At 43.3% G+C, this 23,295-nt stretch carries 21 protein-coding genes; 10 read left to right on the forward strand and 11 right to left on the reverse strand.

All coding sequences use genetic code 11. The features are described from left to right. Complete coding sequence (locus L1077_RS17030; protein ID WP_211036521.1) at positions 1-249, reverse strand: PepSY domain-containing protein; 249 nt, start codon at positions 247-249, stop codon at positions 1-3. 79 nt (positions 250-328) lie between these two features. Further along, positions 329-628, reverse strand: coding sequence for a YciI family protein (locus tag L1077_RS17035; RefSeq protein ID WP_237138168.1), 300 nt, complete (start codon positions 626-628; stop codon positions 329-331). A 175-nt stretch (positions 629-803) separates the two neighbouring features. Between L1077_RS17035 and L1077_RS17040 the strand changes: the two genes are divergently transcribed. Continuing rightward, positions 804-2,228, forward strand: coding sequence for a sodium-dependent transporter (locus L1077_RS17040; protein WP_063362236.1), 1,425 nt, complete (start codon positions 804-806; stop codon positions 2,226-2,228). Positions 2,229-2,263: 35 nt separating this feature from the next. Here the strand turns inward: L1077_RS17040 and L1077_RS17045 are convergent, their stop codons facing one another. Together L1077_RS17045 and L1077_RS17050 are read right to left on the reverse strand one after the other, a co-directional pair. Beyond that, entirely contained in the window at positions 2,264-2,908 is a 645-nt protein-coding gene (locus L1077_RS17045; RefSeq protein WP_063362183.1) for a CPBP family intramembrane glutamic endopeptidase, read from the reverse strand. A 125-nt stretch (positions 2,909-3,033) separates the two neighbouring features. Further along, the gene (locus tag L1077_RS17050; protein ID WP_237138169.1) at positions 3,034-3,645 is read right to left on the reverse strand and encodes an inner membrane-spanning protein YciB; all 612 of its coding nucleotides are present in this window, start codon (positions 3,643-3,645) and stop codon (positions 3,034-3,036) included. Positions 3,646-3,767: 122 nt separating this feature from the next. Here L1077_RS17050 and L1077_RS17055 point away from each other — a divergent pair, with 122 nt between their 5' ends. Continuing rightward, positions 3,768-4,043 (forward strand): HU family DNA-binding protein, encoded by a 276-nt coding sequence (locus tag L1077_RS17055; RefSeq protein WP_039607871.1) that lies wholly within the window; start codon positions 3,768-3,770, stop codon positions 4,041-4,043. Between the two features lie 6 nt (positions 4,044-4,049). Here L1077_RS17055 and trpA read toward each other — a convergent pair whose 3' ends face one another. The 6 genes from trpA to L1077_RS17085 are packed head-to-tail and all read right to left on the reverse strand — an operon-like array spanning position 4,050 to position 10,569. Further along, positions 4,050-4,856, reverse strand: a complete 807-nt coding sequence (gene trpA / locus L1077_RS17060) for a tryptophan synthase subunit alpha (protein ID WP_237138170.1) — start codon at positions 4,854-4,856, stop codon at positions 4,050-4,052. Then, positions 4,853-6,034: a tryptophan synthase subunit beta gene (gene trpB, locus L1077_RS17065; protein ID WP_237138171.1), complete on the reverse strand. Its 1,182-nt coding sequence runs from the start codon at positions 6,032-6,034 to the stop codon at positions 4,853-4,855. The genes trpA and trpB overlap by 4 nt, the downstream gene beginning before the upstream one ends. Before the next feature lie 10 nt (positions 6,035-6,044). Beyond that, the gene (gene trpCF, locus L1077_RS17070; protein ID WP_237138172.1) at positions 6,045-7,409 is read right to left on the reverse strand and encodes a bifunctional indole-3-glycerol-phosphate synthase TrpC/phosphoribosylanthranilate isomerase TrpF; all 1,365 of its coding nucleotides are present in this window, start codon (positions 7,407-7,409) and stop codon (positions 6,045-6,047) included. Beyond that, the gene (gene trpD / locus L1077_RS17075) at positions 7,402-8,406 is read right to left on the reverse strand and encodes an anthranilate phosphoribosyltransferase (protein WP_237138173.1); all 1,005 of its coding nucleotides are present in this window, start codon (positions 8,404-8,406) and stop codon (positions 7,402-7,404) included. Before trpD ends, trpCF begins: the two co-directional genes overlap by 8 nt. 8 nt (positions 8,407-8,414) lie before the next feature. Next, positions 8,415-8,999 carry an aminodeoxychorismate/anthranilate synthase component II gene (locus L1077_RS17080; RefSeq protein WP_237138174.1) on the reverse strand — a complete coding sequence of 195 codons (585 nt, stop codon included), beginning with the start codon at positions 8,997-8,999 and terminating at the stop codon, positions 8,415-8,417. Then, positions 8,989-10,569: an anthranilate synthase component 1 gene (locus L1077_RS17085; protein WP_237138175.1), complete on the reverse strand. Its 1,581-nt coding sequence runs from the start codon at positions 10,567-10,569 to the stop codon at positions 8,989-8,991. Before L1077_RS17085 ends, L1077_RS17080 begins: the two co-directional genes overlap by 11 nt. Positions 10,570-11,072: 503 nt before the next feature. On the opposite strand from L1077_RS17085, the gene rnm reads away from it, so the two are divergent. The 5 genes from rnm to rluB are packed head-to-tail and all read left to right on the forward strand — an operon-like array spanning position 11,073 to position 14,847. Continuing rightward, the gene (rnm, locus tag L1077_RS17090) at positions 11,073-11,921 is read left to right on the forward strand and encodes an RNase RNM (protein WP_237138176.1); all 849 of its coding nucleotides are present in this window, start codon (positions 11,073-11,075) and stop codon (positions 11,919-11,921) included. Position 11,922: 1 nt separating this feature from the next. Beyond that, positions 11,923-12,543, forward strand: coding sequence for an L-threonylcarbamoyladenylate synthase (locus L1077_RS17095; RefSeq protein ID WP_237138177.1), 621 nt, complete (start codon positions 11,923-11,925; stop codon positions 12,541-12,543). Between the two features lie 3 nt (positions 12,544-12,546). Continuing rightward, positions 12,547-13,347 carry a segregation and condensation protein A gene (locus tag L1077_RS17100; protein ID WP_237138178.1) on the forward strand — a complete coding sequence of 267 codons (801 nt, stop codon included), beginning with the start codon at positions 12,547-12,549 and terminating at the stop codon, positions 13,345-13,347. 55 nt (positions 13,348-13,402) lie between these two features. Beyond that, positions 13,403-13,990 (forward strand): SMC-Scp complex subunit ScpB, encoded by a 588-nt coding sequence (gene scpB, locus L1077_RS17105; protein ID WP_237138179.1) that lies wholly within the window; start codon positions 13,403-13,405, stop codon positions 13,988-13,990. Next, complete coding sequence (gene rluB, locus L1077_RS17110; protein WP_039607882.1) at positions 13,987-14,847, forward strand: 23S rRNA pseudouridine(2605) synthase RluB; 861 nt, start codon at positions 13,987-13,989, stop codon at positions 14,845-14,847. The genes scpB and rluB overlap by 4 nt, the downstream gene beginning before the upstream one ends. Positions 14,848-14,909: 62 nt before the next feature. Here rluB and L1077_RS17115 read toward each other — a convergent pair whose 3' ends face one another. Beyond that, the gene (locus L1077_RS17115) at positions 14,910-15,653 is read right to left on the reverse strand and encodes a YciK family oxidoreductase (RefSeq protein WP_063362171.1); all 744 of its coding nucleotides are present in this window, start codon (positions 15,651-15,653) and stop codon (positions 14,910-14,912) included. A 252-nt stretch (positions 15,654-15,905) separates the two neighbouring features. On the opposite strand from L1077_RS17115, the gene L1077_RS17120 reads away from it, so the two are divergent. From L1077_RS17120 to L1077_RS17130, 3 genes are all read left to right on the forward strand, one after another. Then, positions 15,906-18,353, forward strand: a complete 2,448-nt coding sequence (locus L1077_RS17120; protein ID WP_237138180.1) for a VolA/Pla-1 family phospholipase — start codon at positions 15,906-15,908, stop codon at positions 18,351-18,353. A gap of 170 nt (positions 18,354-18,523) precedes the next feature. Then, positions 18,524-19,528 carry a protease SohB gene (sohB, locus tag L1077_RS17125; protein WP_237138181.1) on the forward strand — a complete coding sequence of 335 codons (1,005 nt, stop codon included), beginning with the start codon at positions 18,524-18,526 and terminating at the stop codon, positions 19,526-19,528. A gap of 374 nt (positions 19,529-19,902) precedes the next feature. Further along, positions 19,903-23,175, forward strand: coding sequence for a WD40/YVTN/BNR-like repeat-containing protein (locus L1077_RS17130; protein ID WP_237138182.1), 3,273 nt, complete (start codon positions 19,903-19,905; stop codon positions 23,173-23,175). The last annotated feature ends 120 nt before the right edge of the window (positions 23,176-23,295 follow it).

The following is a 23,295-nucleotide window of genomic DNA, read 5'->3' on the forward strand; positions in this document are numbered from 1 at the left end:
TTAATCCTTCTTAACCTCACCCGTTACTTTGTGGACTTTCACATCAACTATTCTGCCGTCGCTTTGTAGAATACGTACAACAAAATAATCACCTTCAAGGGAGATCTTGAGTGTCTTCCCTGGCTGCTCGGTGGTTGCTAATTGTACGGCTTCTTTTTTGCTTATGGTGTCCTGCTGTGCTGCTTGTACCTGAGTGAATGTCAGGGAAAAAACCAGCATAAAAATCGCAAAACATAAGGGCAACTGCATTCTAAGCTCCACGTTTGGGTTGCTTAACATCATGTGACGAAGGTTAAGATGAGTTGTCTTAACCCGTGCTGAACTTTAGTTAAGGTAATACTTTCTTGTATGGTTTAACGACACTATCAGCGTAAACGCCTGCTTCGATATAAGGATCTGCTGCAGCCCATGCTTTCGCATCTTCTAAAGAAGCAAACTCTGCGATAACAAGAGAACCTGTAAAACCAGCTTCGCCCGGGTTCTCGTCATCAATTGCAGGAAGCGGCCCTGCAACAAACAGTCTATCTTCTTCCTTCAATACATTTAAGCGAGCCAAATGAGCAGGTCTTGCATTCATGCGTTTTTCGAGCGAGTTTTCCACATCCGTTGAGTAAATCATGTAAAGCATAATAGTCAGAAATAATGCGTAATTAATTTTGTGTTTCGTATCATAGACTGGATTGTCCCTAAATGTAAATGAAATGACGTTATCTGATGAGAATCCTGATTTATACTTGAAATCCGCAGGCCATGGCTGTTACAGTCCTTCGACTATCGTGAAAAATAATAATAAGGTTGTTTTAATGAGTGCGAATCGCGAGCAATTTAGCTCTCGACTGGGTTTCATTTTGGCAGCGGCAGGGTCCGCTGTGGGGATCGGAAATCTGGTTGGGTTCCCAGTTTCTGCTGCAAAAAATGGCGGCGGTGCATTTTTAATCGTTTATGCGCTGTTTGTTATCTTCATCTGTTTACCCGTAATGATCGCCGAAATGGCGCTTGGTCGTAAGGCGCAAAAAGATCCATACGGTGCTTATCATTCACTTACAGGTGGTGATAAAAAGTGGTCGTTTGCAGGTGCACTAGCTGTGTTAACGCCGTTTATGATTGCGGTTTTTTACATGGTTATTACTGTTTGGATTTTTGGTTATCTGGTACAAACTGTTATGGGGAACTTGGACCAGCTAGCAAACCCAAATAACTTTGGTATTTTTATTAACGAGTATAGTGTTTTTGGCTATATGGCCGGTGTCGCTATCTTGGTGAATCTGATTTTAGTTGGTGGCGTAAAAGAAGGGATTGAAAAAGCTGCAAAGCTGATGATGCCAGCCTTATTTGTGCTGCTAATCGGATTAGTGGCCTATGTACTTACGCTCGACAATGCGATGGCTGGTGTGCGTTATTACATTGTTCCTGACTTTTCTAAAATGGATGCCAGTGTTTTAAATGGCGCGCTGTCACAAGCATTTTTCTCATTGTCACTTGGTATGGGTATCTTAATTACTTATGCGTCTTACATTTCTAAGAAAGAGGACATTGTCGGTAGCTCAAAAATGGTGGCAGTCACAGACTCGTTAGTGGCATTTATCGCAGGCCTAATGGTACTACCTGCCATTTTCAGCTTTAACCCTGACGTTAAGCTTGACGAGTTATCAGACTCCTCTGTATCTATGATCTTTGTGTACTTGCCTCAGTTATTCTTAACGATGCAAGCGGATATTGGCTATACAGGTGCATCGATTGTTGCGGGTATCTTCTTTTTATTGGTGTTCTTCGCGGCGATTACATCTTTGGTATCCATTGTGGAAGTGCCAACTGCAAGCCTAATGGAAGCCAAAGGTTACAGCCGTAAGAAGTCATTGACAGTACTTGCTGTGTCGACGGGTGTGTTAACTGTGATGTGTACCATGTCATTTGGTATGGTAGAGTGGCTGACGAAATTTACTCAGTATGGTGGCGTTGATAAGAGCTTCTTTGACATTGTTTCTGACGTATTCTATGACACGATTTTACCATTCAATGGCTTACTACTTTGTTTGTTTGTGACATACCGTTGGAGAAAAGCAAATCTGTCAGATGAGCTGTCTCAAGGTTGTGAAAGTTACAAAGGCAGCTTTATGGAGAAGTATGTCAACTTCTCGCTGTCGACGTTTATTCCAGTGATATTACTCGTGATATTCGTCAATACGGTTGCTACCAAGTACTTTGCAGTCAGCTTATTTGGTTTCTAATTGATACATAAGTTGTGGGGCGCTTGCCCCACAATTTATGTAAATGTCACACCTGCATCTAGATACTTTCCTGCGCCAATTGTAAATATCCATAATCCCCACAAACTATGTTCTAGCACACACACGGCTAAAGAACGGCTGTGTGCATAGGTATACGCAAATAACAATCCGCCCATAAATGATAAAATGATGGCCATCCAGTTATCGTATACACAGTGTGCGAGTGCAAACACACTGGCACTGAGCACAACCCTTACGGTTTTACTTGGTAAAATTCGTTTGTAGCGGTGGAAAAAGTAGCTTCTAAAAATAAGTTCTTGCGGCAGGACTGATAAAATAGGGTAAGCAATTAACAGCACTAACCAGTCAAACGTTGAGTTAATGGGCAGTGCAAACCAACTTTCCTGACTTATCAGCCCATACAGCATGCCAGAGAATAGAGCGCCGATAAAAAACATCGAAAATAACCGTTTTTTTATGGCTGAGAATTGCCCAAGGCTGGTGAGTCTGAATCGTTTAAAATGCGGATCAGAAATGAGTAGGTAAGTGCACACTACCATTAAAGTGATCAATGCAGGGAAGAGCCAATTAGCAAGCTCTGCACGAAATAGATAAGCGATACAAGGAAGAAAAATAAAAACAGAGAATAGCTCAAACCATCTATATTGATGCGCGTTCAAAAGACCACCATACTGAAAATCTGCCCTGCATAAAATATAGCAAGCATCATCATTTTGGCTGGAACTTTTACAGAGTTATTTTCTTACCTGTAAAGCTTGTTTTCGTAATGGTATCAATGTTGAATTTATTCGTCTTCTGGGAGGTATTTAGATACCTTGGCAATGGTTAACATAACGGCGATAAAAGTAATTGCCATTAAACCAAAGACCTTAAAATTAACCCAAAAATCGAGTGAAAAAGTATAAGCCACAATTAAGTTTAAAATCGCGATAACAAAAAAGAGTGCTGACCATGCGAGGTTAAGTTGTGCAAAGAGCGTTTCAGGGATAGGGAGCTCTTCGGCTTTTTGTCGTTTTGGTACTTTATTGTCGCTTTGCTCTGCATGCTGCATTTGTTTCATTGCGCTATTGAGGATGCCGAGCAAGGCTTTTTTAGTCAGGTTTTTCCCTAACATGTGGTGTGATACTAAAAGTGTGCTGCCCAGAGCAGCGTATATTATAGTGGCTTTCCACATGATAAACTGTTCGTCTTGGAATAGTATTGTCAATCCGCCGAGTAATAAAGCAATGGCAAAGAAAATCCAATGCCTTTGAGAGATCGCGCCCTCCTTAAAATATTGCCATGCCATCTGTATTAAAGATGCGACAATTAATACGCCCGTAGCCCAAAAAATATCCATAAATTTATAGACGAGAAAAAATAGGATCAGGGGTAAATACTCAACGATAAATGCCATTTAAAACCTCGCGTTACCATACCTCTATTGCGTTTTACCAAGTTATGACAATAAGTTCAAGATTGACTTTTAGCTGCTAAACTTCTAGCCTCCGCACACCTTAAAAATAATTTGAGAACTCAATGAATAAGAGTGAATTAGTTTCAGCGATGTCTGAGCGCAACGAACTGACTAAAAAGGATTCAAAAGCCGCTTTAGACAGCATTTTAAATGCCATTACAAAACGATTGTCTGAGGGCGATCCTGTTGCTTTATCTGGTTTTGGCTCGTTGACGCTAAGCTACCATCCCGCTAAGCCTGGGAGAAACCCTAAAACAGGGGAAGAAATTATCATAGAAGGTCAAAATAAAGTGTTATTTAAACCAGCTAAGGCATTTAAAGATGCCCTAGCTGATTAAGTAGGCTTACTTCGCTGTTGCAGCCTTCATGGTTGCAACAAACTCACGTAAACGCTCGCACATCAGTGCCGGCTCACTCAAATTATCTTCAATAATTTTCACGACCGCTGAACCTGAGATTGCACCTGCTGCGCCTGACTTAATGGCAGCTTGTACATGCTCCGGTGCAGAGATACCAAAGCCTAATAATGTAGGCGCTGCATTGTACTCATGTAGCTTATTGATCATGGTATCTGCAGGCATTTCCGCTTTAGTTTCTGTGCCTGTAACCCCTGAACGTGATAATAGGTAAGTGTAGCCACGGCCATAGCTTGCACATTGACGAAGCGTATCATCGCTGGCATTGGGTGTTGCGATGAAGATCGGCTCAATCTCAGCTTGCTGTGCAGCCTGTCTGAACATTTTTGATTCATGTAGAGGCACGTCAGCCACTAAGATAGAGTCAACTCCCGCATCTTTTGCCTGCTGATAAAAGTTTTCCAGACCTTGTGCAAAGATTAAGTTTGAATACAGTAACAGACCAATAGGAATGTCTGCATTGTACTCTCTGATCTCGTGAATGATATCGAAGCAATCTTGTGTATTGATTTTACTTTCAAGTGCACGGATATTCGCTGCTTGAATGACAGGGCCATCAGCAATTGGGTCTGAGAATGGGATTCCAAGCTCTAGTGCGTCAGCACCGCCGTCGATCAAGCTCTTCACGATATCAATACTGATCTCTTTTGTCGGGTCGCCTAAAGTAACAAATGGCACAAATGCACCTTCTCTGGCGTCGTTTAGGCGTGTAAATAAGTTGCTGTAACGGCTCATAGTGCACCTCGCTCGTTCAATACGTTGTGTACATGGGCAAGATCTTTGTCACCACGGCCACTTAGGTTTACGACAATAACGGTTTCTTCAGTTTGTTGCTCTGCGTACTTTAATGCATACGCAATCGCATGACTTGACTCAAGGGCAGGAATAATCCCTTCATGTTTTGCCAGTGCTTGGAAGGCGTCAAGTGCTTCGGTATCTGTGATCCCAACGTATTGAGCACGACCTGTTTTATGTAGGTAGGCGTGCTGAGGACCAACAGCAGGGTAATCAAGACCAGCAGAAACAGAATATGACTCTTCAATTTGTCCATCACTGTCTTGCATTATGTAGGTATAGGCACCATGTAAAATACCTGTGCTACCTTTACATAGAGCTGCACCGTGCTCGTCAGTATCAAGGCCTTTACCAGCTGGCTCAATCCCTACGAGTTTGACTTCTTTTTCATCGATAAAATCTGCGAACATACCAATTGCATTAGAGCCACCGCCAACACACGCCATCACAACATCGGGTAGACGGCCTTCAGCTTCAAGCACTTGCTGCTTAGCTTCTTCACCGATCATACGTTGGAAATCACGAACAATGGTCGGGAACGGGTGAGGGCCTGCTGCTGTGCCTAACAGGTAGTGTGCTGTTTTATAGTTTGCAGACCAATCACGCATTGCTTCATTGACGGCATCTTTTAGCGTGCCAGAGCCAGCAGTGACAGGGATTACTTCTGCACCCATTAAGCGCATTCTGAACACATTAGGCTGCTGACGTTCAACGTCTTTTGCACCCATATAAACTCGACATTTTAGGCCCAGTAGTGCACAGGCTAGCGCTGTTGCTACACCATGTTGTCCAGCACCTGTTTCAGCGATGACTTCTTTTTTACCCATGCGCTTAGTAAGTAGTGCTTGACCTAATACTTGGTTGGTTTTGTGTGCACCGCCGTGCAGTAAGTCTTCACGCTTTAAGTACAGTTTAACTTTTGGGTTTTTAACTAGGTTGCGAGAAAGCGTCAACGGTGTTGGACGGCCCGCGTATTCGTTTAGTAGTGCATAGAACTCAGATTTGAAGCTTTCATCTTGCTGTGCTTTTTCAAATTCTTGTTCAAGTTGTTTTAGTGCTGGTACGAGTAATTCTGGGACGTACATGCCACCAAAATCACCAAAATATCCTGTATTCATTCTATCCACCTCAGTATTTTCGAATATTGTTAAAAGCATCGCGTAATTTTTCCGGACACTTTTTACCGGGGCTCGTCTCCACCCCTGAATTAAGATCAAAGCCTGCCGCACCTAAATAGGAAGCGTCTTTTACATTATCTGCGTTAAGACCGCCTGCAAGCATAAATGGTTTTTTTGCACTTTTAAGTAGTTGCCAGTTGAAAACTTTTCCAGTTCCGCCAAATGCTGAAGCTGTTTTTGTGTCATATAGGTGTTTGTCTACTTCATCAAAAGGCACAGGAAATTCATCTACAATGCCTTGTGCTTTCCAGATTTGGCAATTGACAGGTAGCTGTTTACGCAGAGTGCTTATGAAGTCTTGTGACTCATGACCATGAAGTTGAACCACGCTTAGTCTTAGGCTTTGCGCATATTCCACAATTTGCTCAAGGGGTGCATCCACAAAAACACCAACATATTTTAAAGGTGCACTGTCTACGACCGCACGAGCGCAATCAAAGTCAACAAAGCGTGGTGATTTTGGATAGAAAATTAAGCCGCCATAAACGGCGCCAGCTTGGTAAGCGGCAAGGGCATCGTCAACACGGGTTAATCCACACACCTTGTTTTCACCTAAAATCAGCTTACGACAAGCGCCTTCTAGGTCATCTTCAGCCATCAAAGAGCTGCCAACTAAGAAGCCGTTACATTGAGGAGTTAAGCGTTTAACGTCGCTATGTGTATAAATTCCTGATTCAGAGATGACGGTTTTGTCACTCGGGATCAGTTTTCTTAATTGTTCCGTGGTCGCTAGATCAGTGCTGAGATCTCTCAAGTTACGGTTATTGATCCCAATCAGTTTAGCGTCAAGTTTAAGTGCTCGGTGCACTTCTTCTTCATTACTGACCTCAGTCAGTACCGCCATATTGAGCGAGTGAGCAAGTGTTGCTAGCTTTTCATATGTTTCATCATCCAACACCGACAGCATCAATAAGATTGCATCGCCACCTTTTAAGCGCGCGAGGTATACTTGGTATTCATCAATGAAAAAGTCTTTACAGATCAGCGGCTGCTCGACCTTGCTGCGTACGTAGCTTAGGTAATCAAAACTGCCTTGGAAGTACTTAGTGTCTGTTAAAACACTGATACAGGTTGCGTACTTAGCGTATACCGAGGTAATTTCATCTAAGTCAAAGTTATCTCTGATCAGACCCTTTGAAGGTGATGCCTTTTTGCACTCTAAAATAAACTGAATGCCGGGTTTTGACATCTCGCCATAAAAGTCTCGTTCGCTGGGTTGAACCAAAGATTGAAACTCACTCAAAGGGAAAGCTTTTTTACGCTCGACCAATTCAACTTTTTTGTCATCAACAATTTTTTCTAACACATTAGCCATGACTGACCTCCGAAATGGCTTGAAGCGTTTCAACACATTTGCCAGACGCCAGCACATCTAGTACTTGTTGTGTACCTTCTTTTAGCGTGTCTGCTCTGCCTGACATCACAAGTAACGCACTGACATTGGCTGCAATTGCGGCATTGTGTGCTGGCTTGCCTTTGCCAGCTAAGATATCACGGGTTGCTTGAGCGTTATATTCAGGGGTATCACCGGCAATATCTTCAAGCGCGTAATTATCTAAACCAAAGTCAGCTGGCGTTAGCGTGTATTTAGTAATTTCACCATTTTTAAGTTCGGTGACTTGGGTTGTGCCATGCAGTGCGATTTCATCACATCCTGCACCATGGACAACCATTGCACGCTCTGTCCCCAGCATTTTTAATGTTTCTGCCATTGGGCGGCAAAGTGCTGGATCATATACACCAAGCAGCTGTAGCTGCGGTTTCGCAGGGTTTGCAAGCGGGCCTAAAATATTAAACAAGGTACGCGTTTTTAGTTGTGTGCGCACTGGCATCGCGTGTTTAACACCGCTGTGATAGAGCGGGGCAAATAAAAACGCAAAGTTGGTCTTCTCTAAGCAGTTTGTACCTTGCTCAGGGCTCATCTCAAGATTAATGCCCAAAGTACGCAGTAAATCTGCTGAACCTGATTTGCTAGAAACACTGCGGTTACCGTGTTTTACCATTGGAATACCGCACGCTGCTGCGACAATGGCTGCGGTTGTACTGACGTTAATGGTATTCGTACCATCACCACCTGTGCCGCAACTATCAGCGCAGTTTAAACCGCGGTTATCAAAAGCGACGGCATGGTCACGCATGGCTTTTGCGGCACCAGCAATCTCTGCTGCGGTTTCACCTTTTATCTTGAGTGCCACCAATGCTGCGGTGAGCTCTATTTCAGATAACTCGCCTTGCATAACTTGTCCAAACAACTCAGTTGCTTGCTCAAAGCTCAGTGATTGCTGATCAATCAGCTGATTTAAACTTTCCATGTTGCCTCCTAACAGGTTAAGTAATCGATGCTTTGCTTAAGCAGCTTGGCACCGTCTGGCGTTAAAATTGATTCTGGGTGGAATTGATAACCAATCACTTTGTCAGTGGTATGGTACACTGCCATTGGAATATCTTGATATTTAGCGATGACTTTTAAACACTCAGGTACGCTTGTCGCCATTAATGAGTGATACCTTGCAACAGGAAACTGTTTACCAAGACCTGCAAAAACAGGGTGCTCTTCCACATCAATACGTGATGATTTACCATGCACCGTCTCGCCAGCATGGCCGATGGTACCACCATAGCTTTGCGTTAATGCCTGTTGACCAAGACAAATGCCTAACATAGGAAATTTGCCTTTACATAATTCAATCAAATCAAGTAAACAGCCTGCTTCGCTAGGTTTCCCAGGACCAGGAGATAATACCAATATCACTGGTACGGTTTCATTACACATTTTGTCGTAGATAGTGCTTGCATCGATATGGTTACGATAAACCACCAATTCACTGCCAAGCTGTGACAGTTCATCAACAAGGTTGTAGCTGAATGAATCAAAGTTATCTAAAAAGTATACTTTAGGCGTCATGACCCACTCCTTGATAGCTAGATTGAATGGCTTTGATCACCGCACTGGCTTTGGCTTTTGTTTCATCGGCTTCAGCTTGAGGGTCTGAGTCATAAACAACGCCAGCGCCTGCTTGAACATAGGCTGTGTCATTTTTCACAAAGGCTGAGCGAATGACGATACATGTATCCATTACGCCATCACCTGTTAAATAACCAACCGCGCCACCGTAGCTGCCGCGACGCTGCTTTTCAATGTCTCTGACAAGCTGTGCTGCTTTTACTTTCGGTGCGCCTACAAGTGTGCCCATATTCATACAAGCCTGATAAGCATGCAAAGCATCAAGGTCAGGTTTTAGCTGACCAACGACTCGAGAGACCAAGTGCATGACTTGTGAGTAGCGGTCTACTTTGAGCAATTCTTTAGCATGGCGAGTTCCTGGTACACTGATCCGAGCAACATCATTACGTGCCAAATCGACGAGCATTAAATGCTCCGCACGTTCTTTTTTATCGTCACGTAACTCTAGTTCGATGCGACTATCTAAATCAGGATTAATGGAGCCGTCTGCAAATTTTCCGCGAGGACGCGTGCCTGCAATTGGGTAGACTTCAACTTGATTACTGTCTTGGCAGTACTTTAAGGCTGACTCAGGAGAGGCTCCAAACAGCACAAACTTTTCGTCTCGCATATAAAACATATATGGGCTTGGGTTTTGCTTTTTCAGATGCTTATAAGCGGCAAGTGGCTTTGCACAAGGTAGCGAAAATGTACGAGAGGGCACAACTTGGAAAATATCGCCATCAACGATGTTTTTCTTCAGTTTTACGACCTGATCTTTAAAGACATCATCGCTGATATCAACACTCATATCATGTGTCGCTTGCTCTGGCTGTTCTTTATATGTTTCATACTCATCGCATTGACGATTGAGCTCTTCAAGCTGTTTACCTACCTCAAAGCAATTAGCATGGACATCTGGACCATTGAATACATTGCCAATTAGCTCAGTGGTTTTAGCTTGATGATCGATCATCACTAAGGTTTCTGCTAAGTAGAAAACATAGTCAGGACAATCATTTTTACCGTCTGGTACGTCAGGCAATGTTTCAAAATTGGCGACCATATCATAGGCAAATACTCCGCCTAAAAAGACGGAAAATGGCGTATCTGAGTTACTTTTAATTGAATTAATACAGGTGCGTAGTGCGCTAAATGCGTTGTCTGCTTTTAGTTTACTGTATTCATCCAGTGATAAGTCTTGAGCATCATATGTTAGCGTCAGTACAGCATATTCTTTAACAACCGTGCAGTTACTCACTTGCTCTGCTAAGTAATTAAGTAATTGCTCGCCATTATTAGAAAGGGCACGTACTTTCACTTCAAGGCCGTTGCACTCTATACGTAGTGCAGCGTCCGCCAAAATGATGCTCTTTACATTGTCTTTTGAGTCTATTTCCGCAGACTCTAACAACAGTGTGTTGGGTTTATTGAGGGCCGCGTATAATGACAAAGGGCTTTCGATATAATCGCGCCGCTGCCTTATACTCGTCACCTCACCCGGTGTTGTAGTTATATGACTAAAAATCAAACCTCATTCCTCTTTAGTACAAAAAACCCCCCGAAGTATTTTTACTTGCGGGGGGTGTGTAATTAGTTACAACAATGCCTTCCCGCTAATTCAGGCACCACCACCAAGATTTTGTAGATGAATTGTTGCAAAAATTGTTAATCACTATAAAAATTCCATAAAAAAACCCGCGGACTCAGCGCGGGTTTAAAAGTTGTTAGACACAACGAATCACACCCGCAATTACGAGCGCCACCACCAAACGATTTTTGTTTTTTGTGTTAGATTCATTTGTAAAGTTTTCGTTATGTCAATTTAAGTGCCTACAGTAAACCCTACTCAGGTGTAAACTGTCAAGCACTAATATCAAAAAATAAACAATCGTCCGTTATTCATTTCATTAATACGATTTTTGACCTAGTAAAAATGGCTAAATTCTCCAGTGTTTTGAGAGAGGAAATAAAAGCGCACTCGAACTGACTGGCGTGGTATACTGCGCTCACTTGGTTTTTAAGGGGAAAATTTTGATTAAATATGACTTACACAGTCATAGCACTTTTTCTGATGGGCGTTTAGCAGTACCTGAGCTTATTGAGCGGGCAACAGAAAAAGGCGTTGATGTACTGGCATTAACTGACCACGACACGGTGGCGGGTGTATCCGTTGCACGTGACTATATTGCAGAAAAAAACTTAGCATTAGAATTGATTTCAGGCGTTGAGATTTCTACCAAGTGGGAAAGTTTCGAAATTCATATCGTTGGTCTAAATATTGACATCGATGATGCAAATCTGCAGGCATTATTGACACAGCAGCAGCAAAAACGCCGTGAACGAGCCAAAGAAATTGGTGCTCGCCTTGAAAAAAGAGGCTACGAAGGTATTTATGCGCAGGCCTTAGAGTTGGCACAAGGTGCAGAGATAACCCGTGCTCATTTTGCGAAGGCGCTGGTGGAGCGTGGTGTGGCAAAAAATATTCAGAGTGTATTTAAAAAGTTTTTAGCGCGCAATAAGACCGGCTATGTGCCCAGTGTTTGGTGCTCTATGCAAGAAGCCATAGAAGCCATACAAGGGGCGGGCGGCGTTGCGGTATTGGCTCACCCTGGACGTTATCAGATGTCCAATAAATGGCTGAGAAAATTACTGGATGAATTCACCTGTGCTGGTGGTAAAGCGATGGAGGTGGCACAGCCGCAACAAGCGCCAAGTGAAAGACAGTTTCTTGGTCAGCTATCGCAAGAATATAATTTATTAGCCAGCCAAGGTTCTGATTTTCATTACCCTATGAGCTGGTTAGATTTAGGAAGAAATCTATACTTACCAAAAGATTGCCAAGGTGTATGGCAGTTTTGGGGAGCCACAGAGGAATGTTAGCATGAGTCAATTTTTTCATATTCACCCAGATAATCCGCAAGCCAGATTGATCCGTCAAGCGGTCGAAATCATCCAAAAAGGCGGAGTGGTTGTGTATCCAACTGACTCGGGGTATGCGATCGGGTGTAGTTTGGGAAACAAGCAGGCAAAAGAACGCATTGAGCGTATCCGTGGGATCGAAAAACATCACAACTTCACACTAATGTGTCGCGATCTATCCGAATTATCGACTTATGCGCGTGTTGATAATCAAATGTTTCGTTTGATAAAAAATAATACGCCGGGACCGTATACCTTCATTTTAAAGGGCACCAAAGAGGTCCCTAAAAGACTGATAAACGACAAGAAAAAAACCATAGGTATTCGCGTCACTGAGCATCCAATAACCTGCGCGATTTTAGAAGAGCTCAATGAACCGTTAATGTCTTGCTCGCTTATTTTACCTGGCGAGCAGTTTACTGAGTCTGATCCGGACGATATTCGCATGCAACTTGAAAAGCATGTTGACCTTATTGTGCATGGTGGTTATTTAATTGAACAAGCAACCACTGTGATTGATATGTCTGAAGACAATGTCGAAATTTTACGTCATGGATGTGGTGATACCACACCATTTGAATAATTCATGACAGAAGTTTCTAGTAAAACATCCCCTCTGGCTTTTTTAAACGGGGAAGCCGTATTAGAAAAGCCAGAAGATCTTTATATTCCACCAGATGCCTTACAGGTGATCCTCGAAAGCTTTGAAGGGCCACTGGATTTATTGTTATATCTGATAAAGCGTCACAAGTTAGACATCTTAGAGCTCCCAATACTGAGCATTACTCAGCAATACGTGCAATATGTCGAGATGATGCAAGAACTGCAATTGGAGCTTGCTGGTGAGTACTTGGTGATGGCTGCTTTATTGGCACAGATTAAGTCTCGTTTGTTACTCCCTACGCATGAAGAACTCGAAGAAGAAGAAGACCCTCGTGCAGAGTTGGTAAGACGCTTACAAGAGTATGAACAGTTTAAAGTGGCTGCGGAAAACTTGGATAAAATCCCCCGTGTTGAGCGGGATATATTTATTGCACGTGCACTCATTGAAGATAATGAGCAAGATGACGATTCATTGCCTGATGTGGATTTAAAAGAGCTATTACTGGCGATGAGTGAAGTGATGGCCAGAGCTAAGCAATTTGAGCATCATCAGGTCAGTGCAGAAGCCCTCTCCACCCGCGAACGAATGTCGATGATCTTGCAATACTTAAGTGAGCATACAGAGCCTGTTGAGTTCAGTCGGCTATTTAGTGTTCAAGAAGGTCGAAGCGGTGTCGTGGTGACATTCATCGCTATGCTTGAGTTGCTTAAAGAGCAATTAATCTCGATTGTTCAAATCAAGCTCGAGCGTGCAATTTATTTGTCATTAAAGCTACAAGAGTAGTGTCAGCTCTGTCATAATACCGCGCCTTCTACTAGCCTTATGAAGAAATAGTGACATGAAACGCCGAGTCAGTGATGAACAACTTGTCGAGTTGGTTGAAGCTGCGATTTTTGTAGCAGATAAACCATTATCGAAAAAGCACATGAAAGAGACTGTGCTGCAAGATATTCATGTTTCTGATCAGCGTATAGGGCAAGCGATAGAAACGATTTATGAGCACTACCAAACACGTGGTGTAAGACTTGTTGAAGTCGGAACCGGATATCGCTTTCAAGCATGTCCAAGTTTAAGCCCTTGGCTTAATATGCTTTGGCAAGAAAAAGCTCCTAAGTATTCTCGGGCAACTTTGGAAACGCTAGCGCTTATTGCGTATCGTCAGCCAATTACTCGAGGGGAAATCGAACAAGTTCGTGGGGTGACTGTCAGTTCTAACATTATGAAAAGCTTGTTAGAGCGACAATGGATAAAGGTTGTTGGACACAAAGAAGTGCCGGGTAAGCCAGCACTGTATGCGACGACCAAGTTATTTTTAGATTACTTCTCATTGAACGGTCTGGATGGGTTACCAAAACTGCCAGAGCTGCAAACTGAGAAGCTAGATCAGATGTTAAATGATCCTTCTGTGAGAGAACCATCAGAATGAGTGAAAAGCTACAAAAAGTATTAGCGCGTGCGGGCGTTGGCTCGCGCCGTGAAATGGAAAAATACATTGACTCAAACCGTGTCAGTGTTGACGGTAAAGTTGCTAAGTTAGGCGATAGAGTCGAAGAAAATGCGGTGATCCGAGTGGATGGCCATGTGGTTAAGATTGAGCAAAAAGAAGAGCGTATTTGCCGCGTTTTAATGTATCACAAGCCTGAAGGTGAGCTATGTACGCGCAAAGACCCTGAAGGCCGTCGTACAGTATTTGATAGATTACCGCGTTTAGAAGGCGATCGTTGGATTGCAATCGGTCGATTAGATATCAATACATCAGGTTTATTACTCTTTACCAATGATGGTGAGTTAGCTAACCGTTTAATGCACCCTAAATACGAAGTAGAGCGAGAGTATTCTGTGCGCGTATTTGGTGAGGTTACGAATCAAACTTTGAAAACCCTTTCTCAAGGTGTTGAGTTAGAAGATGGTCCTGCTAAGTTCCTATCAATTAAGCCGCGTGGTGGTGAAGGGATCAATAAGTGGTTTAATGTAACGCTTACAGAAGGTCGTAACCGCGAAGTACGTCGTTTATGGCAATCACAAGAGGTTGAAGTATCACGCTTGATCCGTGTGCGTTACGGTAAGTTAGAACTGAATAAACGTTTACCACAAGGCGGCTGGGAAGAATTGGCGCTAGAAGACGTGAACTACTTGAGAAAATCAGTGAGCCTGAGACCTGAGACACAAACTAAGTTATCTGTGATGCCTGAAAAGCGTAAAGATAAGCGTGCTAAAGTGAATCGTATCAGAAAGGCTGTACACAAGCATAATCAACGTTTGAAGCAAACTAAGCGTCGATAATAGTAAGTGCATTAAAAAAGGGCCGATTGGCCCTTTTTTAGTTTTAGCGAAAATATAAATACTTATTTAGGCTGTGCATCAATCGATTGGCCGTTCACTTCTAATGAGTCATCTGACATCAAGTACAAATAAGTTGGCATCAAATCTTCCGCTGTTTTTAGCTTGTCTCTGTCTTCACCAGGGAAGGCGGCTTCGCGCATGCTTGTACGGGTTGCACCTGGATTGATACAGTTGACGCGAATATTGGTTTTACCCACTTCACAAGCCCATGTTTGCATCATGCCTTCAGTGGCAAATTTTGAGATAGCATAGGCACCCCAAAACTCGCGCCCTTGGCGTCCTACACCAGAAGAAGTAAAAATAATAGAGGCACTGGGTGCTTTACGCATGACAGGGAATAAGAAGCGTGTGATCATCGCCTGTGCAGTTACATTGACTTTCATGACGTTTTCAAAGGTCGATACGCAGAAATGCTCTAGCGGGCCCATAGTGCCTAAAATCGCTGCATTATTAAGGAGGCCGTCTAACTTACCAAATTGTTGTTCAATCGTAGAAGCAAGATCCCGGTAGTGTTGTTTAGTTGCGCCTTTAAGGTCCAATGGCACAATGGCTGGTTGTGGGTAACCGGCATTGATGATTTCATCATAAACCGCTTCTAGCTTGCTGGTAGTTTTCCCTAACAAAATCACAGTGGCGCCATGTTTGGCATAATTGATAGCGGCAATACGACCGATACCATCACCCGCACCTGTGACCAAAATCACTTTATTTTCTAGTGCATTACTAGCTGCATTATATGTTTGCATATTGGACCTCGAACAAATACATTTGCTATATTTTATCATAGTCATGACGCAAGTTATCGAATTTATTGCAAATATGAGTGGCGAAAGGCTACACTTTGCGTTAAGTTAAACTGGTCTAATGTCTTATTAAAAGCAAAATTACATAGTTTTAACGAATTATTCTCGGCAGCTTATTTATGCTTACATTCTTGAGGCAAGGGTGGGCACTGGCCGAGGTAACAATAATAATAAAATTATGTCGGAGCCAATACAATGAAGAAACTGTTACTACCACTCGCTGTTTCAGCTGCATTAGCAGGCTGTGGTGGCGGTGAAACGCTAGAAGATGTAAAGCAAGACACCAAACCTGTAACGCCAGTTGCATCGGTTAAATTTGACCCCTCAAATGGTGTTATTTCCGTACCTAATGATATTCTCTTTAGTGGTACACAAGATGGTACGCTTAATATTCCTGGTGAGTTAGATGGCGATTCTAAGCCTCTGTTATCTCGTGCGGGTTATGCTGATCCTTCTCTAGCACTTGGTGGTTTAGACGGTTGGTCTACACAAATGCCTTATCAAATTGGTTTGAATACACCTACGGGTGTGACAATTGATGCGGCGACAGTGGCAGCGCCAGGCGCAGTTCGTATATTTGAAGTCGTTATGGGTGATGATGCGCAAACTGAGGCATGTCAAAACTTGAGCCCTGCGTTGGCTTGCCGCGTAGTGAGTGAGCTGACATTTGGTCCAACTGGCGATTTTGTTTCACAGCTGAGTGAAGATGGCCAAAACATCAATGTTATTCCTGTTAAACCGTTTAAGTCGAATACGACCTATATCACGGTACTAACAAGCAACATCAAAGACACCATTGATGGCGGCAGAAGTTTAACGCCTTCATCAACATATACACTGCTTCGTCAAGAAGCGCCGCTAGTAACTGATGCGCAAAAATCTCTGCAAGCCGTTATTCGCAGCTATGAGCAAGCACTTGTCTCAAGTGAATCCATTGGCGCGGATGAAATCGTCTACACAGCGGCAATGACGACGCAAGCGACAGGCCCTGTTGTTGGCACTATCAAGCAGCTATTAGCATCAACATTTGGTACCGCGAAGCAGCCAGTTATTGCAGTACCAGAGCAAGACAATATGTCGGTGGCAGACAAATTTGTTGAACTAGGCTTAGCTGCCGCATTGCCACCTGAATTACTGCAAGCAGCTGGCGGTATTCGTTATGTAACAGGTAATATCCAATTACCGCAATATTTAAGCCGTCCTAAAAATGGTGAAGATGCCGCGCTGGCTGATACTTATTGGCAGGCATTATGTGATAACGGCGTTGCCGTTGCAGCCGCGAAAGCACAAGCTGGTGGTCAGTTACCTGAACCTGAAGATGGTACAGTCGATGCGCAGTGTAATGCACTATCAGGTGGTCAATTGCGAGACTTAGGTATTGATGCACAAAAATTTGTATCTAAATACAATGTCATTCCGAAAGAGCAGTGGGTTGCTAATGTACCAGTGCAAATCACATTCCCGCTTTCAGAAGCGCCAGAAACAGGCTTCCCTGTTGTCATTATGCAACATGGTATCACCAGCAAAAAAGAAGACATGCTTAGCTTGACGTTAGCACTGTCTCAGGCTGGTTTTGCAACCGTGGCGATAGACCACCCAATGCACGGTGAGCGTGGTATTGACGTAGACGGTGATGGTATAGACGAGTTTAATGCCACGACTAAGAGCGTGTTACATTACATGAACCTTCAGTCACTGCTAGTTGCTCGTGATAACCTTCGTCAATCAACGGCGGATTTACTTGCATTGAGATTTGGTCTAAACGCAATTAATGCCTTCTCGCAAGTGCCTCTAAACTTTAATACCAATGATGTTAGCTTCGTTGGCCAATCGTTGGGTTCAGTTGTAGCACCAAGCTTTATTGCGCATGCAAACTTACCAATTGAAAATGAGCTGCTAAAAGCAGCAGAGCCTCTGTTTAAAGTGGGACCAGCGGCGCTTTCTAGCGGTGGTGCTGGTATTGCAAACTTCTTAGTTGAATCTGCATCGTTTGGACCTGTTGTAAAAACAGCTGTTGTGCAAGGCGCATCTGATCTTGCTGTGTCTAAAAAGTTTGTAAGTTACCTTCAAGAAGGTGCGGTTGCGGATTGCTCAACATTCTCAGGCAGTGCATTTGCGGCATGTGCGTATAACACATTTGTTGCAAACTTAGAAGCTGAAGGTGATTTAGCATCAATTGCGGCCATTAATGGCACCGTTGATCAGTTTGCTTATGCATCACAAACCGTGTTGGATACCGCAGATCCGCTTAACTATGCACCGCTTGTACGTGCGGTAAATACACCTATGTACATGAGTGTTGTCGTTGGTGGTGAAGGCGAAAACAAGGGTGACCAAGTGATCCCAGCATCAACGCTACCACGTAACCCGCTAGGTGGTAGTACACCACTTGCTGCGCTGATGGGTTTAGAGACTGCGACAGAGTCTAAACAGTCAACAGATGGTTCAGCAGGGCGCTATGTTGTGAACTTCTCACAGGGCCACCATAGCTCAATGCTAACGCCATCGTTTGATGCACGCACTGGCGGAACCGCTCAGGGTCATGCACAGGCAACAGCAGAAATGCAGAGACAAGTAGCCACTTATTTGGCATCTAAAGGTTTGATCTTACCAATTACAGATACGACCGTTATTGCTAAGTAATGCATATGAACATCAAAAAGCCGCTGGATAGCGGCTTTTTTTATGTCTCTCCTTTGTTCTAAATGAGACTAGTTATCAAGGTTTCATTGCAATGTCGCACTTTTTAAGACAAGATTAACGTTAGAAGATTTGAATTAAACATACTATAGACAAGGGTTTGGGAGATAGCATTGGCATTTTTGTTTGAATATGGCTTATTTTTGGCTAAAGCAGTGACAATCGTAATTGCTGTAGGCGCCATCATTGTATTAGTTGTTGGTGCAAGCCAAAAACCAAAAAGTAAATCGGGTGAAATTGAGGTCAAAGATTTATCTGCTCAATTAGCAGAAACCAAAGAAGAGTTTCTACATCAAACGCTAGATAAAAAAGCGCTGAAAGCACACCTTAAAGCCAGTAAAAAAGAGTCTGAAGAGAAGCCGGAAAAAAATACGTTTGTTATTGATTTTTCGGGCAGTATTGATGCGCATGAAGTGGCAAGCTTACGCGAAGAAGTGACAGCAATTTTAACTATTGCGAACAAAGAAAAAGATCAGGTGTTGGTCAATGTAGAAAGCGGTGGTGGTGTTGTACATGGCTACGGCTTAGCAGCGTCTCAATTAAACCGTATTAAACAGGCTGGTTTACCGCTCACCATTAGCGTAGACAAAGTTGCTGCGAGTGGTGGCTATATGATGGCGTGTGTGGCGGATAAAATTGTCGCTGCACCTTTTGCTATCGTCGGCTCCATTGGTGTACTTGCCCAAATCCCAAACTTCAATAAAATTTTGAAGAAAAATGATGTTGAATTTGAGCAAATCACTGCCGGGGAATACAAGCGTACGTTAACCATGTTCGGTGAAAATACTGAGCAAGGCCGAAACAAGTTTAAAGGCGAAGTCGAACACACACATACTTTGTTTAAGCAGTTTGTAGCAGAGCACCGACCTCATATGGACATTGATAAAGTGGCGACAGGTGAGCATTGGTTTGCAACGCATGCGAAAGAGTTTGATCTTGTTGATGAAATCAAAACCAGTGATGATCTTTTATTAGAGTTAAATGAATCGCATCAACTTTACAAAGTAAAGTATAAGACTAAAAAGGCACTTGCTGAGCGTTTTGGCCTTGGCCTAAGTGTGGTTGCAGAAAAGTTTGGCATTAAAATGTTGTCTCGTATCCAAACAAGCAACTTATAATTGTTAATTGAAAGTGGGCCCAATAAAGTAGATTACAACTTGTTTGGGCTCAATATCTGAATTGCTTTTTAATACCTTACTATCCTACCTGAATTACTTCTCATCACATATTGACCAGTCAAGACTGTCATTTTCTACAGGTTTAACTCTATATAAATTATGAGTTTTTCTGCTTTTTCTCGTTGGTGAACAGACGCTTTTCATTTCATTTTACTTCGTACTTAAGGATGAATGAGCGTCTCACTTTTACACAAAATGTTACAATATAACTTTAGACTCTATTTTCTGTAATCTCAGCGTTTATTTACATACTAATAGCATCTTTTACGTTAGTGTTGATTTTGAAAAAAACAAAAACCAACATCGGTGGGAAAATGAATGCACTATTAAAAGCAGCAGTTGCTGTATCTTTAGCATGTGCCAGTTCAAATACGCTGGCCGCTAAATCTGATGAAGAAAAAGCCATCTTTAGCAGTAAAACCTTTGAGGCAATGAAACTGCGAAATATTGGCCCTGCATATATGTCAGGACGTATTGCGGATATTGAAGTGGACCAAAACAATCCGTCCACTTGGTACACTGCAGTGGGTTCTGGTGGTATCTGGAAAACGGTTAATGCGGGAACAACTTGGACACCTATTTTTGATAAACAGGCCGTTTATTCGACCGGAGATGTGACCATAGATCCGAGCAATTCGGATATCATTTGGGTAGGCACTGGTGAAAACAATGGCGGTCGCCATATCAGCTTTGGTGACGGTGTTTATAAGTCAATGGATGGCGGTAAAACATGGAAAAACATGGGCTTGAAAAAGTCTGAACGTATTTCTGACATCATCATTCACCCAACAGATTCAAACACGGTTTGGGTTTCAGCACAGGGGCCGCTTTGGACTGATGGCGGCGAGCGTGGCCTATATAAAACCACTGATGGCGGTGAAACTTGGAAATTGGTATTAAAGCCAGAAGATGAGTGGACTGGTGTGACATCGCTGCTGATTGACCCAAGAAACCCAAATAAATTATATGCAGCAACTTGGTCTCGACAAAGAAAAATTGAGGCTTACGTTGGTACGGGCCCAGGCTCTGGTATTCATACCTCTGATGATGGCGGCGAGACTTGGACAGAGCTTAAAACTGGGTTGCCAAAAGGCAATATGGGGAAAATTGGCTTAGCCATTTCTCCTATCAATCCTGACGTTGTTTATGCCGCTGTTGAAATTGATAACCGTAAAGGTGGTCTTTATCGTTCTGCCAACCGTGGTCAGAGCTGGACCAAGATGTCAGATGAAGTAGGTGGCGGTACTGGCCCGCACTATTACCAAGAAATCTTTGCAGATAAGCATCAATTTGACCGTATTTATATTGCCAGTAACTACAGTAAAGTCTCTGATGATGGTGGTAAGACTTGGACGCCAATCAACACCAAGCGCAAGCACGTAGATGATCATGCGATGGCATTCCATCCAACTGATCCTGATTTTGTACTGATTGGTTCTGATGGCGGTATTTATATGTCACATGACCGTATGGCAAACTGGCGCTTCATGGCGAACTTGCCATTAACTCAATTTTATAAAGTCGCGCCGGATGATTCCAAGCCATTCTATAAGGTCTATGGCGGTACACAGGATAATTCAACGCAAGGCGGGCCGTCTCGAACTATGCGTTCAGAGGGGATCAAAAATAAAGATTGGTTCTTAACTTTGGGTGGAGACGGTCATCAGCCTGCAGTTGAGCCGGGCAACCCAGATATTATGTATTCTCAATGGCAGCAGGGTAACTTGACTCGTCATGATTTCAAAACGCGTGAGAATGTATATATTAAACCTCAACCTTTGCCGGGCGATCCTGCTGAGCGTTTCAATTGGGATGCGCCGGTAAATGTGTCTACTCACGATCCTAAGCGTGTGTATTTTGCATCACAGCGTGTGTGGCGATCTGATGATCGTGGTGATAGTTGGACGCCTATTTCCGGTGATTTGACTAAAAATGGTAACCGTATGCATACACCGATGATGGGCCGCACTTGGTCTGTTGAAGCCGGTTGGGATCTCTATGCAATGTCTGAGTACCATACGATTGCGAACTTCTCCGAAAGTCCGGTCGATGACAATATCTTATGGGCAGGTACTGACGATGGTCTAATTCAAGTCACCAGCGATGGCGGCAAAAATTGGAAAAAAATTGACCTCAAGCGTGTAAAAGGCGTGCCAGCTACTGCATATGTGAATGATATTCGCGCGGACTTATTTGATCCAAATACAGTGTACGTTGCACTAGATAATCACAAGTATGGTGATTTTAAGCCATATCTGATCAAGTCAACGAACCTAGGTAAAACTTGGAAATCACTCGCGAAAGACTTACCAGAGAATCACTTAGTTTGGCGTATTGTCCAAGACCATGTGAACAAAGACCTGCTGTTTATTGGCACTGAGTTTGGTATTTTCTTCACTGTTGATGGTGGTAAAAAATGGATTGAACTTAACGGCGGTATTCCGACGATTTCCACACGCGATGTTAAAATACAGCGCCGTGAAAATGACTTAGTTGCGGGTACTTTTGGTCGCGGTATTTATATTCTCGATGATTATACACCGTTGCGTACATTGACTGAAAAAGCCATGGAGCAAGACGCTATTTTGATGGGCCCAGGCCGCCCGGTTAAGTGGTATCAAGAAGATACAAATCACAGCCGTACGGACGGGGATGATCGCTATGTTGCGGATAACCCTGAGCATGGTGCGACATTAACTTACTTCCTAAAAGACAGTTTATTAACAGCCAAAGAGCAACGTCAGCAAGCTGAGAAGAAGCGAGTCAAAGACGAGAAGTATCCAAAATACCCGACTTGGGAAGCGATTGAGAAAGAAAACCAAGAACCAAAGCCTGCTGTTTATCTTGAAATTCGTGATGCAGAGGGCAACTTTGTAGACCGTGTCGCAGGTAAAACAACCAAAGGTATACACCGTGTAACTTGGGATATGGAGTATGCGGCTAATCAGGCTATCACTGGCGAAAAAGCGTCTAGATGGGACCCGTTTGCCATGGCGCGTATGGTTATGCCTGGTACTTATACAGCTATTCTGTACAAGCGTGTAAAAGGTGAAGTATCTCAGCTGGCAACTCCTGTCGAATTTGAATTGCAAGCGATATCCGAAGGTGCTGTATCAGGGCCTACAGCAGAGGCCATTGCTGAGTTTAGCGAGCAACTAAAAAGCGTGCAAAGACGTTACTCGTCAACAGCGGCTGCGCTAAATGAAGCCACTAAGACACTGCAATCATTGCGTACAGCGATAGATCGCACACCTGGCAATATCAGTTCACTTGAGTCGGCATACGCACAAGCTCAGGCTGATATCAATGCTATCAATTTTGAACTAACAGGATTGAAATCACGTGACCGTAAAGGTGCAAAGCCAGCAAATATCTCTAGCCGCCTAGGTTATGCAATGTCTGCGCTGTGGTCTTCTTATGGTCCTACAAAGCAGCATCGTCAGCAGTTTGGCTATGCGCAGCAAGGTCTAGAAGATGTGATTAGACGCGTTTCTACCTTACAGGAAAAAACGATTCCGAGTCTGCAGCAATCAGTGATTGATGCGGGTGGGCCTTGGACTCGTGGCGCTGCTGTTGTGACAAAGTAGCGTTATTCAAATTATGGCGTCGCATGTCTTAGCGGCGCCATTTTGAATGCAAATGCTAAGCTTCACGTTGGCGACATTCGATGCGTGAATTTCTCGGACGACCACTCTTAGCTTTTTTAA

This window comes from Pseudoalteromonas luteoviolacea (genome assembly GCF_021654285.1).
GTDB lineage: Bacteria > Pseudomonadota > Gammaproteobacteria > Enterobacterales > Alteromonadaceae > Pseudoalteromonas > Pseudoalteromonas luteoviolacea_J.

Excerpts from the sequence above, each read along its gene's own strand:
- L1077_RS17030 (WP_211036521.1), bottom strand. The coding sequence starts at position 249 with ATGCAGTTGCCCTTATGTTTTGCGATTTTTATGCTGGTTTTTTCCCTG.
- L1077_RS17035 (WP_237138168.1), bottom strand. The coding sequence starts at position 628 with ATGCTTTACATGATTTACTCAACGGATGTGGAAAACTCGCTCGAAAAA.
- L1077_RS17040 (WP_063362236.1), top strand. The coding sequence starts at position 804 with ATGAGTGCGAATCGCGAGCAATTTAGCTCTCGACTGGGTTTCATTTTG.
- L1077_RS17050 (WP_237138169.1), bottom strand. The coding sequence starts at position 3,645 with ATGGCATTTATCGTTGAGTATTTACCCCTGATCCTATTTTTTCTCGTC.
- L1077_RS17055 (WP_039607871.1), top strand. The coding sequence starts at position 3,768 with ATGAATAAGAGTGAATTAGTTTCAGCGATGTCTGAGCGCAACGAACTG.
- trpA (WP_237138170.1), bottom strand. The coding sequence starts at position 4,856 with ATGAGCCGTTACAGCAACTTATTTACACGCCTAAACGACGCCAGAGAA.
- trpB (WP_237138171.1), bottom strand. The coding sequence starts at position 6,034 with ATGAATACAGGATATTTTGGTGATTTTGGTGGCATGTACGTCCCAGAA.
- trpCF (WP_237138172.1), bottom strand. The coding sequence starts at position 7,409 with ATGGCTAATGTGTTAGAAAAAATTGTTGATGACAAAAAAGTTGAATTG.
- trpD (WP_237138173.1), bottom strand. The coding sequence starts at position 8,406 with ATGGAAAGTTTAAATCAGCTGATTGATCAGCAATCACTGAGCTTTGAG.
- L1077_RS17080 (WP_237138174.1), bottom strand. The coding sequence starts at position 8,999 with ATGACGCCTAAAGTATACTTTTTAGATAACTTTGATTCATTCAGCTAC.
- L1077_RS17095 (WP_237138177.1), top strand. The coding sequence starts at position 11,923 with ATGAGTCAATTTTTTCATATTCACCCAGATAATCCGCAAGCCAGATTG.
- L1077_RS17100 (WP_237138178.1), top strand. The coding sequence starts at position 12,547 with ATGACAGAAGTTTCTAGTAAAACATCCCCTCTGGCTTTTTTAAACGGG.
- scpB (WP_237138179.1), top strand. The coding sequence starts at position 13,403 with ATGAAACGCCGAGTCAGTGATGAACAACTTGTCGAGTTGGTTGAAGCT.
- rluB (WP_039607882.1), top strand. The coding sequence starts at position 13,987 with ATGAGTGAAAAGCTACAAAAAGTATTAGCGCGTGCGGGCGTTGGCTCG.
- L1077_RS17115 (WP_063362171.1), bottom strand. The coding sequence starts at position 15,653 with ATGCAAACATATAATGCAGCTAGTAATGCACTAGAAAATAAAGTGATT.
- L1077_RS17120 (WP_237138180.1), top strand. The coding sequence starts at position 15,906 with ATGAAGAAACTGTTACTACCACTCGCTGTTTCAGCTGCATTAGCAGGC.
- L1077_RS17130 (WP_237138182.1), top strand. The coding sequence starts at position 19,903 with ATGAATGCACTATTAAAAGCAGCAGTTGCTGTATCTTTAGCATGTGCC.